Source organism: Luteimonas deserti, from assembly GCF_013425765.1.
GTDB lineage: Bacteria > Pseudomonadota > Gammaproteobacteria > Xanthomonadales > Xanthomonadaceae > Luteimonas > Luteimonas deserti.
In genome coordinates this window covers 1-17,690 of the sequence record NZ_JACCJZ010000017.1, presented here as the reverse complement: position 1 = coordinate 17,690, position 17,690 = coordinate 1, and the positions used below count along the sequence as shown (strand labels likewise).

General features: G+C 68.7%; 14 protein-coding genes and 1 pseudogene. 8 read left to right on the top strand and 7 right to left on the bottom strand.

The annotated features are described in order from the left end of the window. Positions 1 to 98 precede the first annotated feature (98 nt). The 3 genes from H0E82_RS09370 to cmk all read right to left on the bottom strand — a co-directional run bounded on the left by H0E82_RS09370 (position 99) and on the right by cmk (position 3,090). Positions 99 to 467, bottom strand: coding sequence for an integration host factor subunit beta (locus H0E82_RS09370; RefSeq protein WP_328797017.1), 369 nt, complete (start codon positions 465 to 467; stop codon positions 99 to 101). Then, positions 464 to 2,152 (bottom strand): 30S ribosomal protein S1, encoded by a 1,689-nt coding sequence (rpsA, locus tag H0E82_RS09365; RefSeq protein ID WP_180545200.1) that lies wholly within the window; start codon positions 2,150 to 2,152, stop codon positions 464 to 466. Before rpsA ends, H0E82_RS09370 begins: the two co-directional genes overlap by 4 nt. A gap of 257 nt (positions 2,153 to 2,409) precedes the next feature. Beyond that, a complete protein-coding gene (gene cmk / locus H0E82_RS09360) occupies positions 2,410 to 3,090 on the bottom strand; it encodes a (d)CMP kinase (RefSeq protein ID WP_180545199.1) in 681 nt (226 codons plus the stop codon). A gap of 108 nt (positions 3,091 to 3,198) precedes the next feature. On the opposite strand from cmk, the gene ykgO reads away from it, so the two are divergent. From ykgO to H0E82_RS09330, 6 genes are all read left to right on the top strand, one after another. After that, positions 3,199 to 3,324, top strand: a complete 126-nt coding sequence (gene ykgO / locus H0E82_RS09355) for a type B 50S ribosomal protein L36 (RefSeq protein ID WP_005913193.1) — start codon at positions 3,199 to 3,201, stop codon at positions 3,322 to 3,324. Between the two features lie 159 nt (positions 3,325 to 3,483). Continuing rightward, positions 3,484 to 3,828, top strand: a complete 345-nt coding sequence (locus H0E82_RS09350; RefSeq protein WP_180545198.1) for a hypothetical protein — start codon at positions 3,484 to 3,486, stop codon at positions 3,826 to 3,828. Positions 3,829 to 3,832: 4 nt separating this feature from the next. After that, a complete protein-coding gene (locus H0E82_RS09345; protein WP_180545197.1) occupies positions 3,833 to 4,882 on the top strand; it encodes an agmatine deiminase family protein in 1,050 nt (349 codons plus the stop codon). A gap of 221 nt (positions 4,883 to 5,103) precedes the next feature. After that, the gene (locus tag H0E82_RS09340; RefSeq protein ID WP_180545196.1) at positions 5,104 to 6,006 is read left to right on the top strand and encodes a carbon-nitrogen hydrolase; all 903 of its coding nucleotides are present in this window, start codon (positions 5,104 to 5,106) and stop codon (positions 6,004 to 6,006) included. Between the two features lie 4 nt (positions 6,007 to 6,010). Continuing rightward, on the top strand, positions 6,011 to 6,541 hold the full coding sequence (locus H0E82_RS09335) for a GNAT family N-acetyltransferase (RefSeq protein ID WP_180545195.1): 531 nt from the start codon (positions 6,011 to 6,013) through the stop codon (positions 6,539 to 6,541). Positions 6,542 to 6,557: 16 nt separating this feature from the next. Continuing rightward, a complete protein-coding gene (locus H0E82_RS09330) occupies positions 6,558 to 7,778 on the top strand; it encodes a TraB/GumN family protein (protein ID WP_180545560.1) in 1,221 nt (406 codons plus the stop codon). Between the two features lie 144 nt (positions 7,779 to 7,922). Here the strand turns inward: H0E82_RS09330 and H0E82_RS09325 are convergent, their stop codons facing one another. From H0E82_RS09325 to H0E82_RS09315, 3 genes are read right to left on the bottom strand one after another with little or no spacing between them, the layout of a single operon-like run. Continuing rightward, complete coding sequence (locus tag H0E82_RS09325; protein WP_180545194.1) at positions 7,923 to 11,006, bottom strand: efflux RND transporter permease subunit; 3,084 nt, start codon at positions 11,004 to 11,006, stop codon at positions 7,923 to 7,925. Further along, the gene (locus tag H0E82_RS09320; protein ID WP_425600335.1) at positions 11,003 to 14,509 is read right to left on the bottom strand and encodes an efflux RND transporter permease subunit; all 3,507 of its coding nucleotides are present in this window, start codon (positions 14,507 to 14,509) and stop codon (positions 11,003 to 11,005) included. Before H0E82_RS09320 ends, H0E82_RS09325 begins: the two co-directional genes overlap by 4 nt. Beyond that, positions 14,509 to 15,645, bottom strand: a complete 1,137-nt coding sequence (locus H0E82_RS09315) for an efflux RND transporter periplasmic adaptor subunit (RefSeq protein ID WP_180545192.1) — start codon at positions 15,643 to 15,645, stop codon at positions 14,509 to 14,511. Before H0E82_RS09315 ends, H0E82_RS09320 begins: the two co-directional genes overlap by 1 nt. 236 nt (positions 15,646 to 15,881) lie before the next feature. On the opposite strand from H0E82_RS09315, the gene H0E82_RS09310 reads away from it, so the two are divergent. Both H0E82_RS09310 and H0E82_RS09305 read left to right on the top strand, forming a co-directional pair. Next, positions 15,882 to 16,241 (top strand): c-type cytochrome, encoded by a 360-nt coding sequence (locus tag H0E82_RS09310; protein ID WP_180545191.1) that lies wholly within the window; start codon positions 15,882 to 15,884, stop codon positions 16,239 to 16,241. Positions 16,242 to 16,249: 8 nt separating this feature from the next. After that, on the top strand, positions 16,250 to 16,675 hold the full coding sequence (locus H0E82_RS09305) for a c-type cytochrome (RefSeq protein WP_180545190.1): 426 nt from the start codon (positions 16,250 to 16,252) through the stop codon (positions 16,673 to 16,675). 543 nt (positions 16,676 to 17,218) lie between these two features. On the opposite strand, the pseudogene H0E82_RS09300 reads toward H0E82_RS09305, so the two are convergent. Continuing rightward, positions 17,219 to 17,690 (bottom strand): annotated as a pseudogene (locus H0E82_RS09300) (transmembrane repetitive protein); the annotation flags it as partial.

Here is a 17,690-nt window from a genome sequence, read left to right as displayed (position 1 = left end):
CCCGACGGGCCATCGACGATCCTACCCGTTCGGGGATCGGGCACGCCAACCGGATGGCGGCATGCGGAATTCGTGCACCGGCGCGGTCGCCGGCGCGGTCAATCTTCAGCCGGCAAGGGATGCACGTTGCTGACCCGGTCACGGAGTTCCTTGCCCGGCTTGAAATGCGGCACGTGCTTGCCGGGCAGTGCAACCGCTTCGCCGGTCTTGGGATTCCGGCCTGTGCGCGGCGGGCGGAAGTGCAGCGAGAAACTGCCGAAGCCGCGGACCTCGATCCTGTCGCCCGATGCCAGGGCGCTGCCCATCATCTCGAGCATGGCCTTGACCGCCAGGTCGACGTCCTCGCCCTTGAGGTGGGCCTGCCGCTGCGTGAGCAGTTCGATGAGTTCCGACTTGGTCATGTCTCTTCTTGAAAATGCGAAAGCGCCGGCCCGGGACTGGCCCGGGCCGGCGCTCCAGAGGCTTATTCGCCCTTGCTGCCCAGCTGCTCGCGCAGCAGCGCGCCCAGCTTGGTGGTGCCGCTCGACGCGTCCGACGACTGCTTGTTGTACTCGGCCAGGGTCTCGGCGGTTTCCGCCTCGTCCTTCGCCTTGATCGACAGCTGCAGTACGCGGGTCTTGCGGTCGACGCCGAAGTACTTGGCTTCGATCTCCTGACCGACCTTCAGGTGCTGGCTGGCGTCGTCGATGCGCTGGTCGCTGATGTCGCGCGCCTGCACATAGCCTTCCACGCCGTCACCCAAATCGATCACGGCGCCCTTGGCGTCCACTTCCTTCACGGTGCCGGTGACCTTGGAACCGCGCGGCGTGTTGCCCATGAACTGGCCCATCGGGTCCTGCTCGAGCTGCTTGACGCCCAGCGAGATGCGCTCGCGCTCCGGATCGACCGCCAGCACGACGGCCTCGACGGTGTCGCCCTTCTTGAAGTTGCGGGCCACGTCTTCGCCGGTGGAGTTCCACGCGATGTCCGACAGGTGGATCAGGCCGTCGATACCGCCGTCCAGGCCGATGAAGATGCCGAAGTCGGTGATCGACTTGATCTGGCCGTCGACCTTGTCGCCCTTCTTGTGGATGGCCGCGAAGGTCTCCCACGGGTTCGAGGTGACCTGCTTGATGCCGAGCGAGATGCGGCGACGCTCCTCGTCGACGTCGAGCACCATGACCTCGAGCTCGTCACCGACCTGCACCACCTTGGACGGGTTGACGTTCTTGTTGGTCCAGTCCATCTCGGACACGTGCACCAGGCCTTCGACGCCGGGCTCGATCTCGACGAACGCGCCGTAATCGGTGACGTTGGAGACCTTGCCGAACACGCGCGTGTTGGACGGATAGCGGCGGGCGATGTTGTCCCACGGATCCTCGCCCAGCTGCTTCAGGCCGAGGCTGACGCGGTTGCGCTCGCGGTCGTACTTGAGCACGCGGACTTCGAGCTCCTGGCCCACTTCCACGACTTCGGACGGATGGCGCACGCGCTTCCAGGCCATGTCGGTGATGTGCAGCAGGCCGTCGATGCCGCCGAGGTCCACGAACGCGCCGTAGTCGGTGAGGTTCTTGACGACGCCCTTAAGCACCGCGCCCTCGACCAGCTTCTCCATCAGCTGCTCGCGTTCTTCCGAGTGCTCGCTCTCGACGACCGCGCGGCGCGAGACGACGACGTTGTTGCGCTTGCGGTCCAGCTTGATCAGCTTGAACTCGAGTTCCTTGCCCTCGAGGTAGACCGGGTCACGGACCGGACGCACGTCGACCAGCGAGCCCGGCAGGAATGCGCGGACGTCCTTGATGTCGACGGTGAAGCCGCCCTTGACCTTGCCACTGATGCGGCCGGTGATGGTCTCGTTCTTCTCGAGCGCTTCCTCGAGCTCGTCCCACACCATGGCGCGCTTGGCCTTCTCGCGCGACAGCACGGTTTCGCCGAAGCCGTTTTCGAGCGAGTCCAGCGCCACCTTGACGGTGTCGCCTTCCGCGACGTCGATCTCGCCGGCCTCGTTACGGAACTGTTCGATCGGCACGATGCCTTCGGACTTCAGGCCGGCGTTGATCACGACGACGTCGGTACGCACCTGCACCACGATGCCGGTGACGATGGCACCGGGCTTGAGCTTGGACAGGTTGTTCTGGCTGGCTTCGAACAGTTCTGCGAATGATTCGGTCATTGGTAAATACCTGGTTTGATCAGACCGCCGGGCGAGCGCGAACTCGATGCCGGGGTCCACCCGTTGATCGGCCGTCGCGGGATTGCATGGCCGTGAGTGTTGGTGGATTGACGGACACCGGCCGCCACGCCTGCGCGCGGGGCCGGAACTGTGGAGCGGTACGGCGGTACTTCTGTTGAAGCGGCGACTCGTCTGCGTCTGCGATGGCCTGCAGCCGTCCGCCCGGGCCGGGCTGCAACGCCGGACCCGCGGGACTTTCAGTCCATGCGGGCAGGCAGCAGTGCCAACACCTGCGCGACGACCGTTTCGATGCCGAGACCGGTGGTGTCGATGCGCACGGCTTCCTCGGCCGGGCGCAATGGCGCCACCGCGCGATTCGCATCGCGGGCGTCACGCGCGAGAATCTCGCGCAGCAGACCGTCCATTGTCACCGAAACCCCTTTGTTCTTCAACTGCTTATAGCGACGCTCGGCACGTTCCTCCGCGCTCGCGGTCAGGAAGACCTTCCAGCGGGCATCCGGGAAGATCACCGTGCCCATGTCGCGCCCGTCCGCCACCAGGCCGGGCGCGCGGCGGAAGGCCCGCTGCCGGTCCTTCAGCGCGGCCCGCACCTCCGGAATCGCGGCGATCGCCGAGGCTGCGGCGCCCGCGGTCTCGGTCCGCAGTTCGTCGGTCGCGTCGTGACCGTTGACGATCACCCGCGGCTCGCCCGCCGGGTCGTCCCGGAACGCGATCGTGGTGTCGAAGGTGCAGCGCACCAGCGCGGCGGCGTCACCGAGATCGAGATCGGCCCAGCCCGCGGCGACCCCCACGGCCCGGTAGAGCGCGCCGGAATCGAGATAATGCCAGCCCAGACGCAGGGCGACCGCACGGCTGATCGTGCCCTTGCCCGAGCCGGAAGGCCCGTCGATCGTCAACACCGGCGCGTCGGCCGTCATGCAGCTCTCCTCTTGCGCGCGGGTCGTTCGCCCAAGCGCTTGAATTTCGTGGAAATCAGACGTTAGAATAGCCGGCTTCGCGTCCGTATCCCATCCCAGAGGTTTGTCATGAAGGTCCTGTCGTCCCTGAAGTCGGCGAAGACCCGCCACCGCGATTGCAAGGTTGTGCGTCGCCGCGGCAAGGTCTTCGTGATCTGCAAGTCCAATCCGCGATTCAAGGCGCGCCAGCGCTAATCGCGACGCCGCCGCATCGCGGCAGGCAGCGACGGGGGCCGCAGCGATGCGGCCTTTTTCGTGTCCGCCGCCGCGGCGCGGGCGCCGGGTTTCTGCTAAATAGGCAGGCGCGGTGCGGTCTTCGCCCGCCTGTCCGTCGCACCCTACCGGAGCTCTGCCATGACGCGTTCGATCGTCTCTGTCCTCGTCGCGACCGCCCTCGGCGGCGCGTTGCTGTCCGCCGCGCCGCCCGCAGCCGCGGATACCCTGCTCGTGGATCGTGCCCGCCAACCGGCGGCCGTGGCGGTGCCGGCGCGCGGCATGAGCATGGCGGAGGTCGAAGCGCGATTCGGCGCGCCCAGCGAGCGGCTCGATCCGCGCGGCGGCCAGAAGCGGCAGTGGCCGACGATCCACCGCTGGGTGTATCCCAGCTTCACGGTGTACTTCGAGCGCAACAAGGTCATCGATACGGTCGCCAACCGGGCCACTGCGGCCGAGGTCGGCCCGAAGCCGGCGATCCGCTGAGTCCATGAATCCATCCGTTTGGCGTTTCCCCGCGGAGTGGGAGCCCCAGTCCGCGGTCCTCATCGCGTGGCCGACCGAGGACACCGACTGGGCCGCGCGCCTGGGCGAGGTCGAAGACACCTACATCGCGCTCGTCGCCGCCATCACCCGCTTCCAGCCGGTGGTGATCTGCGTGCCGGACGAGGACGTGCAGAGTTATGCCTTCGTGCGCCTGGCCTCGAACCGCATCGACATGGATCGCGTGCAGTTCGTCGAGGCCGAGTACGACGACACCTGGCTGCGCGACTCCGGGCCGATCTCGCTGCGACGCGAGGGCGGCTTCCGGCTCAATGATTTCCGCTTCACCGGCTGGGGCGGCAAGTTCGACGCGAGCCGCGACGACCGGCTGGTCGGCCATCTGCACGGCGCCTGTGTGTTCGCCGCGTCTGCCGAACGCCGTGAGATCAACTTCGCACTCGAGGGCGGTGCGATCGAGACCGATGGCGCCGGCACGTTGCTGACCACCTGGCGCTGCCTGCACGAACGACACCCTGACGTCGCACGCGAAACGCTGACCGCGCAGCTGTCGGACTGGCTCGCGCAGGACCGCGTGTTGTGGCTCGACCACGGCTATCTCGAAGGCGACGACACGGACGCGCACATCGACACCCTCGCCCGCTTCGCGCCGGACGATGCCATCGTGTTCCAGGCCTGCGACGACCCGGCCGACCCGCACCACGTCGAGCTCCGGGCGATGGCCGAGGAGATCGCCGCGCTGCGCACGCATGACGGACGGCCCTACCGCCTGTTCCCGCTGCCCTGGCCGCAGCCGGTTCTCGACGCCGGCCGCCGGCTCGCCGCCAGCTATGCCAATTACCTGGTCATCAACGGTGCAGTGCTGGTGCCGGCCTACGGCGACCCGGCCGATGATGCGGCGGCGGCCGTGCTCGCGCAGGCGCATCCGGGACGCGAGATCGTCCAGGTGCCCTGCCGGCCGCTGATCTGGCAGAACGGCAGCCTGCACTGCATCACGATGCAGTTGCCGGACGGTCTGCTGCGCGCCCGTCCGGGCTGATGCCATCAAGCGGCGCGAAGTCTGCGCTGCAGGCTCCGCGGTCACGGACCGGGTATCCGACCCGGCCCCGCCGCGCCTATGGCGGAAAGCGCCCTGGTCGCGGGGCCCGACGCCGCCCACGATGGAAACCGTGCACACGCCTCGCGCATCCATCGTCGCGTTTATCTGCCCGCACGTGACACCGCGTTAGCATTGTCGCCATCCCCCGAGGGTCCGAAGCCATGTCCCGCAAGACCACGCTGCCCGTCGCGTTGATCCAGGAGCGCGCCATCATCGACCGCGGCGCGGACAACGCCGACGCCAACCTGGCGGTCATCGAAACGCGTGTGGCGGAGGCGGCTGCGCAGGGCGCCAGGCTGGTGCTGCTGCAGGAGCTGCACAACGGCGCGTACTTCTGCCAGGAAGAGAATGTCGACGCGTTCGATCTGGCCGAACCGATTCCGGGACCGAGCACCGAACGCCTGGGCATGCTGGCCAGGAAGCACGGCATCGTCGTGGTCAGCTCGCTGTTCGAGCGCCGAGCGGCCGGGCTGTACCACAACACCGGCGTGGTGTTCGACGCCGACGGCAGCCTCGCGGGCAAGTACCGCAAGATGCATATTCCGGACGATCCGGGCTTCTACGAGAAGTTCTACTTCACCCCGGGCGACATCGGCTTCAAGCCGATCGACACATCGGTGGGCCGCCTCGGTCTGCTGGTCTGCTGGGACCAGTGGTACCCCGAAGCCGCACGCCTGATGGCTCTGGCCGGTGCGGACCTGCTGCTGTATCCCACGGCGATCGGCTGGGATCCGACCGACGACACGGCCGAGCAGACCCGTCAGCGCGACGCCTGGATCCTCAGCCACCGCGGGCATGCGGTCGCCAACGGATTGCCGGTGCTGAGCTGCAACCGTGTCGGCCACGAACCTTCGCCACTCGGCGCCGCCGGCATCGACTTCTGGGGCAACAGCCACGTGCTCGGGCCCCAGGGCGAGTTCCTGGCCGAGGCAGGCGGCGATCCGACATTGCTGACCTGCGAGGTCGATCTGGGCCGCAGCGAGCACGTGCGCCGGATCTGGCCGTTCCTGCGCGACCGGCGCATCGACGCCTACGGCGACCTGCTCAAGCGCTACATCGACTGAGCCCATGCAGGTCGAACTCCGCGACGCCGTCGACGCCGATTTCGACGCCATCACCGCGCTCTACGCCCGCGAGGTCGCGGGCGGCGTGGCCACCTACGAGTACGACGCCCCCGACGCCGCCGAGATGCGACGTCGCTGGATGGCGCTGCGCGCGGCCGGGTATCCGTACATCGTCGCGCTTCGCGACGGCGCATTCGCCGGCTATGCGTACGCCAGCACCTTCCGGGCGCGCATCGGCTATCGCTTCACGGTCGAGAGCTCGGTCTACGTCGAGCACGCGCAGCACGGACACGGCATCGGCCGACAGCTGATGGCACGCTTGATCGAGCTGTGCGCACGACGTGGCGACCGGCAGATGATGGCGGTGATCGGCCCGCCGCAGGATGGTCCCTCGGTGCGCTTCCACGAGCGGCTCGGTTTCCGGATCGTCGGTGTGCTGCCCGGCTCCGGACGCAAGCACGGACGGTGGCTCGACACCATTTTCATGCAGCGCGCGCTCGGTGACGGCGCCGCCTCTCCACCCGCGGACGAATGATTCGATGACCGAACCGATGCCCGGCGCGACGACGCCAGACGGCGCCACGACCTGGCGCTCGCAGCCCCACGCGATCGTCGAACGCGACGGCGTGCGCTATACCCTGCTCGGCACCGCGCACATCTCGCGGGTGAGCGTGGAGGCGGTCGAGGATGCGATCGGCAGCGGCGCCTTCGATGCGGTCGCGGTGGAACTCGATGCGCAGCGCCTGCAGGCGATCAGCGATCCGGACGCACTGGCGAAGCTCAATCTGGTCGACGTCATCCGCAAGGGACGCGTCGCCTTGTTCGCGGCCAACCTGGCGCTGTCGGCCTACCAGCGCCGACTGGCCGAGCAGCTCGGCATCGAGCCCGGCGCCGAACTCAAACGCGCGGTATCGCTGGCGGGCGAACGCGGCCTGCCCGTCGCGCTGATCGATCGCGATGTCGGCCTGACCTTCAAACGCGCCTCGCGCCAGCTCGGCTTCTTCGGGCGGATGAAGTTGATGGGCAGCCTGCTCGCCGGTCTGCTCGCGTCCGACGAGCTGGGCGAGGACGAGATCGAGAACCTCAAGCAGGGCGACATGCTGGAGTCGAGCTTCGGCGAGTTCGCGAAATCCAGTCCACAGCTCTACGAGACCGTGATCGCCGAACGCGACCGCTACATGGCGGCGCGGCTGCGTGAAAGCGCCGGGCAGGCGCGCGAGGTGCTTGCGGTCGTCGGCGCCGGTCATCTGGCCGGGCTCGCCCGGCATCTGGCTGACGACGGCCAGCCCCCCGGGCAGACGCGGACCGAACTCGAGCATGCGCCGCCCGGCCGCAGCCTGCGCTGGGTCATGACCGTGATCACCCTGCTGATTCTGGCGATGATCGGCTGGGGCTACTACCAGGGCGGCGCCGAGCTCGGCCGCCAGCTGGTCAAGGAATGGGTGCTGATCACCGCCGGCTTCGCCGCGCTCGGTGCGCTGGCCGCCCTTGCCCACCCGCTCGGCATCCTCGCCGCCGCGATCGCCGCACCGCTCAAGCCGATCCGTCCGCCTGGCGTGTCACCCGGCCTGTTCAGCGCACTGGTGGAGGCGCAGGTGCGCAAGCCGGCCTATGGCCACTTTCTCGCGCTGCGCGACGACGCGGGCACATTGCGTGGCTGGTACCGCAACCGGGTCTCGCGGACCATTCTCAACTTCATGCTGACCAACATCGGCTCGAGCATCGGCGTCTGGGTCGCCGGCCTGCGCATTGCGGGCAAGGTCTTCAGCTGATCGCAGCGCCCGGCTGATCGCAGCGGGTTCCTGGATGCGGGACGGGCCGCGAGCGGCCCGTCTCGGAGCGGCATCGACACCGGGCGGATGCGCGCGATTGCGGTTGCGCCGAGCGCCGTATTTCGCGCTCGCCCGCAGTGTTTCTCAGCCTGCATCCACCGCCGGCGCCATCTGCCGGGCACCGCGCGCACGCCGGATCAGCCGTGCGCTGCCATGCCGCAGGTCGTCGAGGATGGCGTAGATCGTCGGCAGGAACAGCAGGCTGACCACGGTCGAGAACGCCAGCCCGCCGGCCACCGCGCGCGCCATCGGCGAGTAGGCCAGGCCGCCGAGCACCACCGTGTCGCTCAGCGAGATCGGAATCATGGCCAGGATCGCGGTGCCCATCGTCATCAGGATCGGGCGCAGACGCTCGCGGCTGCCTTCGACCAGCGCATCGAGCCTCGGCATGCCGCGCCGCCTGAGATTGTTGATGTGCTCGACCATGATGATTCCGTTGTTCACCACCACGCCCATCAGGACGAGGATGCCGATGAAGGCCATCACCGTGAACGCCGTGCCGGTGAGCCAGAACAGCCAGAACACGCCGAAGATCGAGAACACCACGCAGCTCATGATCGCAGCGGGGAACAGCAGCGACTCGAACACCGCCGCCATCACCACGTAGATCATCACCAGCGCGATGACGAAGTTGAAGAGCATCTGCCGCACCGCGGCCGAGTCGTCCTCGAACCCGCTGCCGGCGAAGCTGTAGCCGTAACCGGGCGGGAAGACCACGTTGTCGAGCGTGGCCTCGATCGCCTTGCGCGCATCGGGCATCGTCGCCTCGCCGGCGAGGTTGGCCTGCAGGGTCAGCGAGGTCTGGCGATTGAAGCGGGTGATGCGGCTCGCGGAGGGTTCGACGCTCATGTCGACCAGGCTGGTCAGCGGTACGCTGCGGCCGTCCGGCGAACGCACCATGAAGCTGGCGATGTCGCCCTCGTTGAACTGTTCGGCCCCGGCGAAACGCACCCACACCGGCACCTCGTCGTCGCCGCGGCGGAACTCGCGCAACTGCGAGCCGCGCAGTGCGAGCCCGATGAAGTTCGACACCTGCTCGGCACTGAAGCCGAACGCGGCTGCGCGGTCCCGGTCCACCCGGATGGTGAGTTCCTGGTTCTGATCGCCCGCATCGACGCGCACATCGCGCAGGGACGGGTTGGCCGAAAGCAGAGGCAGCACGCCGTCGGCCAGCTCGCGCAGCACCTGGCTCGAATCTCCGATCAGCTGCACCTGCACGCCGCCGCCACCGCCCCCCCCACCCTGGCCGCCACCGCTGTCGATGCCGATCTTGGCGCGCGCCGATTTCGGCAAGGCCTTGCTGATCGCCTCGCTCAGGGGGCGGGTATCGCCGACGTCGTCGTTGAAGGTCACGATCGTGGCCGAATCACCACCCTCGCCGAACCACGAGTAGAGCTGCTTGATGCGGAACTCCTCACGGCGCGCGTCGAGGAAGGCTTCCACCCGGGCCACCTCGTCCGAGCGCTGCCGCAGGTTGTAGCTGCCGTTCCACTCGTAGAAGACGTTGATCTCCTTGCTGCCGCCGCCACCGCCGAACATGTCGAACTTCATCTGGGTGGGCGGCACCAGGCTGGCCGCTGCCAGCACGCCGATCCCGACGAGCGTCCACCCGCGATGCTGCAGCGACCAGCGCAGCACGCGCGCGTAGGCACGCTGCAGACGCGGGATCAGGCCGGTGGGGCTGGCGACCGCAGGGGGGGTCTTCATGCGCGCCGACATCATCGGGATCAGGCTCACCGCGACCAGCCACGATGCCAGCAGGGACACCGAGATGGTGATCGCGAGCTGCGACATGAAGATGCTGATGTTGTTGGTCTCGCCCAGCAGGTTGGGCACGAACACGATGCAATGGCTCAGCGTGCCTGCCGACAGCGCGATCGCCACGTTGCGCGTGCCCACCACCGACGCCAGCCACGGCTGGTCGGGCATGCGCTCGCGCTCCTGGTAGATGCTCTCCACCACGACCACGGCGTTGTCCACCAGCATTCCCACCGCCAGCAGCAGGCCCATCAGCGACAGCACGTTGAGGGTGACGCCGAAGAAGTGCATGAAGCCGAGCGTGATGATGAAGCAGATCGGAATCGCCAGCGTCACCATCAGCGTCGAGGGCCAGTGGCGCAGGAAGAAATAGAGCACGATTAGCGACAGGACGAGTCCGATCGCCCCGGCTTCCACCAGCTCCAACAGCGAGGAGGTGACCTCGTCGCCCATGTTCTGGATCACCTTGAGATCCACACCTTCGAGACCGGGCTCGTCACGCGCGGCCTCGACCTCGGCGAGCACGCTGCGCGACACCTCGACGAGGTTCGCGTCGCGTTCCTTGTAGATGTCCAGGCCCACGGCCGCGCGTCCGTCGAGGCGGCGTCCGTAGTCCATGCGCTGCGGCTTGAAGCGCACGTCCGCGATGTCGCCCAGCCGCAGGCCCTGCTGGTTGATGACCAGCTCGCGCAGTTCCTGCAGGTCGCCGACCTCGCCGACGGGCTGCACGCGGAGCCGCTGGCCACCGTCGAGAATCTGTCCCGCCGAGACCGAGAAATTGAGCGCGCGCAGGCGCGTCGCCAGCTCGTTGAGCTCGATCCCGTGCGCGGTCAGGCGATCGGGATCGACCGCGATCTCGACCTCGTTCGGCGGCGCGCCGCTGATCTCCACCCGTGCCACGCCCGGCACCCGCTCGAGCCGACGCTTGAGCTGGCGGTCGATCATTTCGTAGCTGCCGCTCAGGTCGACATTGGCCGCCAGACGGATGCGCAGCACGGCCTGGTCGCCGCTCGACCACTTGAAGACGAAGTAGCGGCGGAAATCGTCCGGCAGCTCGCTGCGGATGGCGTCGATGCGCTCGCGCGCCTCGGATGCGCCGATGGCGATGTCGCGGTCCCAGTCACTGAACTCCATGAAGACGTTCGCGCCTTCGGGTGTCGCCTGCCCGCGCATGCGCTTGATGCCGCTCATGGTGGCCAGTGCTTCTTCAGCCGGCCGCAACAGGTTCTGCTCGGCCTCGCCGGGCGTGGCGCCCGCGTACGGGAGCTGTACGAACAGGAACGGCGCGGTGATGTCGGGCAGCGCCTCGAGGGGCAGACGAACCGAGGCGATCAGCCCGACCACCACCATCGATACGAAGCACATGATGGTGGTGACCGGACGACGCAGGCTGAGCTCGACGATGCTCATGACGCGACCGCCTCCAGGTCCGCGGCGGATCCGAGGCGTGCGCGCCGGCCGCGTTCGGCGTACTCGGCATCGGACTTGCGGTCCAGCAGGTCGTACACCACGGGGATCACCAGCAGCGTCAGCAGCGTGGACACGGCGAGGCCGCCCATCACGGTGATCGCCATCGGCGAGCGCACCTCGGCGCCCTCGCCGAACGCCAGCGCCAGCGGCAGGAAGCCGAACAGCGTGGACAGCGTGGTCATGATGATCGGGCGCAGGCGCGAACGCGCACCTTCCACCAGCGCGTCGCGCTTGGCCACGCCGGCCTCGCGCAGCTGGTTGATCTTGTCGATCAGGATGATCGCGTTCTTGACCACGAGGCCGACCATGAGGATCAGGCCGATGAAGGCCACGATCGAGATCGTGTTGCCGGTCAGCAGCAGTGCACCGATCGCACCGACCATCGCCAGCGGGATGGTGAACAGGATGACGAAGGGGTGCAGCAGCGATTCGAACTGCGACGCCATCACCAGGTACACCAGGAAGATCGCCAGCGCGAACGCCATCAGCAGCGACCGCAGGGACTCGGCCAGCTCCTCGCCCTGGCCGCCGATGTGCATGCCCACCTCGGGCCCGAGCGGGTTCTCCGCCACCATCTGCCGCACTTCGCGCACCGCGGTGCCGAGATCGATGCCGCGCAGGTTGGCCGAGACCACGGCCACCCGCACCTGGTCCGCGCGATGGATCTCGCTCGGACCGACGGTGGCGACGACGTCGGCCACCGAGTCCAGCCGTATCGGCGCCGCTCCGCCGGGGTTGATCACCAGGTTGCGGATCCGGTCGACCGAGTCGCGGTCGCTCTCCTGCGCACGCACCAGCACGTCGATCTTGCGATCACGGAAGTTGTACCGGGTCGCGACCTCGCCGCGCACCGCGCGCACCACCGCGTCGGCGATCTGCCGCGTGGTCAGGCCCAGGGCGCCGGCGCGTTCCTGGTCGAACACGATCTGGATCTCGGGAAACCCCTGCTCCACCGTGCTCTTGACGTCGGCGTAGTTGGCATTGGCGCGCAGCAGCTCGGCCATGCGCTGGCCGGCCCGCGCGAGACCATCGAGATCCTGGCCGCGCAGCTCGATCTCCAGCGGCGTGGAGAAACTGAAGAGCGCCGGCCGGCTGAAGTCCACGGCCACGCCCGGGTATCGGCGCATCGTCTCGCGCAGCTTCTCGGTCTGCGCGGCCTCGAACTCGCGGCTGCCGCCGCCCTCCATCACGATGCTCAGGCGACCGATGTTCTCACCGCTCTCGGTCGGGCTGGCATCCAGGCGCGTGCCGCTGCCACTGACGCCGAACAGCAGCGCGACGCCCTCATCCTCGCCGTGCGCCGTCTGCACCTCGCGCATGATCCGGTCGGTCTCGCGCAGCGGCGTGCCCGGCGGCAGCTTGGCCATCATTTCGAACCGGTCCTGCGCGAGCTGCGGGATCAGGTCGGTGCCGAGCATCGGCACCGCGAGCAGGCTGAGCAGGAACGCCGCGAACGCGGTGCCGAGCACCAGCCAGGGCCGCGCCAGCGCACCCGGCAGCGCGCGGAGATAGCCGCGTTCGGCACGCGAGTACGGCGCCATCGCGAGATCGCTGGCCCGCGCCATGACCGCGCCCACCACGCGCGACACACCGCGCCAGACGCGGACGAACACCCAGACGACGCCGAACAGCGCGCCGCGCACGCCGGCGCCGACGCCGCGGCCGGTGGCGGCCACCGGCTTCTGCCAGCGACGCTCCGGGCGCCACTGCGGATGCGGCGGCTCTTCCGGAAAGGCCAGCGGCGGCCGGCCCTTCAGCGAAGCCAGCATCGGGATCAGGGTCAGGGCCACCACCAGCGAGACGCTGACCGCGATCGCGATCGTCAGGGCCTGGTCGCGGAACAGTTGCCCGGCGATGCCCTCGACGAACACCAGAGGCAGGAACACCGCGATGATCGTCAACGTCGACGCGACCACCGCCATGCCGACTTCGCGCGTACCGACGATCGCCGCCTCCAGCACGCCCAGACCGCGGTCGCGCGCCTTGGCGATGCTCTCCAGCACGACGATGGAATCGTCCACCACCAGACCGGTCGCCAGGGCCAGGCCGCCGAGCGACATGACGTTGAGGCTGAGCCCGAACCGGTCCATGAAGAAGAACGTGGTGACGATCGAGACCGGCAGCGACAGGCTCACGACGAACGTGCTCCAGCCGTTGCGCAGGAACAGGAAGATGATGAGGATCGCCAGCGTGCCGCCGATGACCGCATCGGTGCGCACGTCGCGGATGGCGGCGCGCACGAACTTCGACTGGTCGTCGACCACGGTGAGCCGCATGTCCGCCGGCAGCTCCTTGCGGATCGCCTCGAGCCGCGCCTGCACCGCATCGGCGGTGGACACGGTATTCGCGTCGCCCTCCTTGTAGATCGCCAGCTCCACCGCTTCGCGGCCGCCGAGACGGATGATGCTCTCGCGTTCCTTGAAACCCTGGCTGACGGTGGCGATGTCGCGCAGCCGCACCGCGCGTCCACCCGCCACCGTGGTGCCTCCACCGCCCGATGCGCTCTGCACAGAGGCTGCGGCCGCGAGCACGGCCTGGGAGCCGCTGGCCGCGGCGATCGCCGCCATCTGCTGCGCCGCGCTGGCGGCGGCATCGTCGCCGCCGGCCTGGGTGGCGACCAGCATCTCGCCGATCTGGTCCACCGTCTGGAACTGGTTCACGGTGCGCACGAGATAGCGCTGCGTGCCCTGGTCCAGGCGCCCGCCGGACAGGTTGATGTTCTCCTGCTGCAGACGCTGGATCACGTTCTCGATCGGCAGGCTGATGCGCGCCATCTGCTGCAGGTCGAGGTCCACCTGCACTTCGTCCTCGAAGCCGCCGCCCACCTTGACCGCGGCCACGCCGATCACCGGCTCGAGCTTCTTCTTCAGATCGTCATCGGCGTAGCGCCGCATGCGCGTGAGTTCGGCGACCGCGTCGCCCTGACCTTCGGTGGTCAGCGCCAGGCGCAACACCGGCTCGGTCGACGGGTTGAAACGCAGCAGCACCGGCGGCGTCACCTCGAGCGGCAGCTGCAATGCCTCGAGCTTGTCGCGGACGTCCAGGCTGGCCTGGTCCATGTCGGTGCCCCAGGCGAACTCGAGCACCACGTCGCTCTGGCCGGTGCGCGAGATGGAGCGCAGCTTGCGCACGCCCTTGACCACGCCCACCGCCTCCTCGACCGGCTCGCTGACCAGGGTCTCGATCTCGGCCGGCGCGGCCCCGGTGTACTCGGTCCGCACCGTGAGCGTGGGATAGCTGAGGTCCGGCAGCAGGTTGACCTTGAGATTGGTCAGCGCGATCAGGCCGAACAGCATCAGGCTGATGGTCGCCATCCACACCGTCACCCGGCGCCGGGTCGAGAACTCGATCAGGTCGAAGCGCCCGCCCGGCGCGGCATGCGGATCCATCGGGGTGTCGTGTGCGGGCGCCCCGCCCGCAGGTCCGTCGGTCGGGGTGGCCATTACGGTGCTTCACCTGCGGCCGTGTCACCCTCGCCCGTCGGCGCAGCCGCCGTCGCTTCGGCCGGCGCGTTCTCACCGACCACCTGCACCGCGCTGCCTTCGCGCAGCGCCACCTTGCCGGCGGTGACCACCGGTGCGTTCTCCTCCAGTCCCTCGCGCACTTCGATCAGGGCGCCGTCCACGTAGCCGAGCACCACGTCCACGCGCACCGCCTTGCCGTCGCGCACGGTGTACACGGCGGGCGTGTCGCCGTCCTCGAGCAGCGCGCTGCGCGGGATGACCAGGGCGTCGGTGCGCTGGTCGTAGTCGATACGGATGCGGCCGAACATGCCGGCGCGCAGGCCCTCGTTGCCGGCGAAGGCGCAGATCACCCGGAACGTGCCGCTGCGCGCGTCGACGATCGGCGCGACGCGTTCGACCACGCCTTCGAAGGTCTCGCCCGGCAGCGCGTCGACCTGCAGCCGCACCGGCTGGCCACGCTTGAGCACGCGCAATTCGCGTTCCGGCACGTTGAGCGTGGCTTCGATGCGCGCATCGTCGACGATGCTGAAGATCGGCGTGTTGATCTGCACGAAGTTGCCGGTGCGGATCATGCGCTGGGAGATCACGCCCGAGATCGGCGCGGTGACCGTGGTGTACGACAACTCCAGCTGGGCCATCTCGTGCTGGGCCCGGGCGGTGTCGAGGTCGAAGCGGATCTGGTCGAGATCGTTCGCACTGATCATCTGCTGACCGGACAGCTGCTGCGCGCGCTTGTAGCTGTTCTCGAGCTTGCCGAGCGTCGCCCGGCTCTGCAGCACCGCGAGGCGCGCCCGATCCGGATCGAGCCGCACCAGAGGTTGCCCGGCACGCACGACATCGCCCTCCTCCACCAGCACCGCGAGCGCGATACCCGAGGTCTTGGCCACGACATCCGCACCGCGCGGGACTTCCAGCGACGCCGTGCCCGCCCAGGTGGCGGCGACACTGCGGCGGACCACCGGCTCGGTTTCCACGGGCACGGGCGCAGCCGCTTCGTCGGCGGGCTTGTCCTTGGCATCGCCTCCCTTGCAGGCGGACAGCGCGAGGACGGCGGAGACGAGGATTGCGCCGGTCAGAACGCGTCCCGCGGACGCGAAGGCATGCGGTGTGGACATTGGTTTCAGTGGACCCCTACGGTGTGGTAGCAAGGTATATCACCCGCACATGTCACTCCATGCGCCATAGGTCATGGTGACCTCCGGGTGACGCCGGGTGCATGCCATTGGGTTTGCCCCGGCCGCGTGGCTATACTGGCCCGGTTGTGCGCCGGTTCATCCGGTTCCCTGCGCATCACTGCTACGACGCTTCCCAGATCGCCACGTTCCAGCCCTCCAGGATTGCGGATAAAAAGATGACGCGAACGCTGTTGCTCGCCGCCTGCCTCGCCATGGCCGTCCCGGCCGTGTCCGCTCTCGCACAGGAACCGCCTGCGGCCGAGGCCACGAATGTGCCTTTCACCGGCAATGCCGCCACCGGCCGCGAACTGGCCTACACCTGCCAGGGCTGCCACGGCATCGAGGGGTACAGGAACATCTATCCGCACTACCACGTGCCCAAGATCGGCGGGCAGTCGCGCGAGTACCTCGTCAACGCGCTGCACGAATACCGCCGCGGCACGCGCCGCCATCCGACGATGCAGGCCCAGGCGCGGAGCTTCTCCGACCAGGACATCGCCGACATCGCGGCGTTTCTCTCGGACCTGACCAAGTGAGCGGCCCCATGATCCGACCGACCCTCCGCGCGTTTCCGCTGCTGTGCGTGCTCCTGATCGCGGCTTGCGGCGCCTCGCCGGATCCGGACGCGCAGGCAGCGGCGAGCGCGTCGTCGGCAGGCCTTCCGCGGGGTTCGATCGAAGCCGGCGAGCAGGCCGCCAACGTCAAGAGCGCAGCCACCGGCCAGACCTGCATCGACTGCCACGGCGCCGGCGGCAATGTTCCGCTGGATCCGACCTATCCCAAGATCGGCGGACAGTTCCGCGATTATCTCGCCCACGCCCTGCAGGCCTATCGCGACGGCGATCGCGAGCATGCCCTGATGTCGCAGCAGGCAGCCGGTCTGAGCGACCAGCAGATCGCCGACCTGGCGGTCTACTTCGCGGCCCAGCCGAGCGAGCTGCGCGACCTGCGCGGCGCCCACGACAACTGAGTCGGATCCGCGCGTTCCGCGCCTGCCGCAGCGCGACAGGCGCATGCCGGATCGAGGAACGCAAGGTCCGCCAGCGCGCCAAGCGCGATGCCCCCATGCACGTCCATGCGCAGGCTGTGATGCCGATAGCCACCTGCCGGGCTGCGCCAGCCGCGGGGGCCGCTCCGGCGTCGGCTGCCTGCGCTCGACATCCCCGATCGTGAAACAGGCCCCCGTGCAGGGGACGATGCGAACCGGTCCGTGCGCACATCAGGCGAGGTGGGCTGCAGGCCGATCGCGACTGACCAGGGCGACGTCACCGCTCGCATCGCACGTTGCGGTGCGCCCCTGGTGCGTCGTGCAGCGACAGGCGTGAACCCCGCACGCGCGTGAAGCCCGTCCTGCGCGGAGCGCCCGGGTGCAGGCGGACGGGGCAGCCCGGCGCCCGTTCGCAGTGGCCCCCTGACCTGCAGCAGCTCGAAACCGGTGCGACGCCGGCGCGCACCCCCGATCCGCGGACACGTCAGGCACGGCGTGCCCGGATCCGCGGGGCAGCGGCCGCCCTCAGCCGCCCAGGCTGTCCTGGTCTTCCTGCAGCTCCGGCTTCCACGGCACGTCCGGGGGCGGACGGCCGTCGCTCTCGACGTCCTGCATGTTCGGATCGGTGATCCCGCAGCCGCCGCCGAAGGCCAGCAACGCCACATTGCACTGGATGGTCTTGCTGGTGCCGGGGATCGGGATCAGCACGGTCTTGATGCTGCGGCGCACCCATTCTTCGAGCAGCGTCTCGCTGGGCACCCACAGGCGGTCGAAGCGGGTGGGTTCGTAACCGGTCGGGGGTCGGCGCAGCCACAAGCCTTCGCGATCGATGCGGGCGAAATCCTCGGTGACCGTGCCGGGCGGCAATCCGCCACCGACTCGACCGCCATCCGCGAGCCGCGGCCGGCCGTCGGCGCCGAGAAGGCCGGACGGGCGCCCCGCCTGACCGCCGTCGCGTGCGCGTGCGCCATCACCCCAGTCGTCGGCCGCGCGGGTG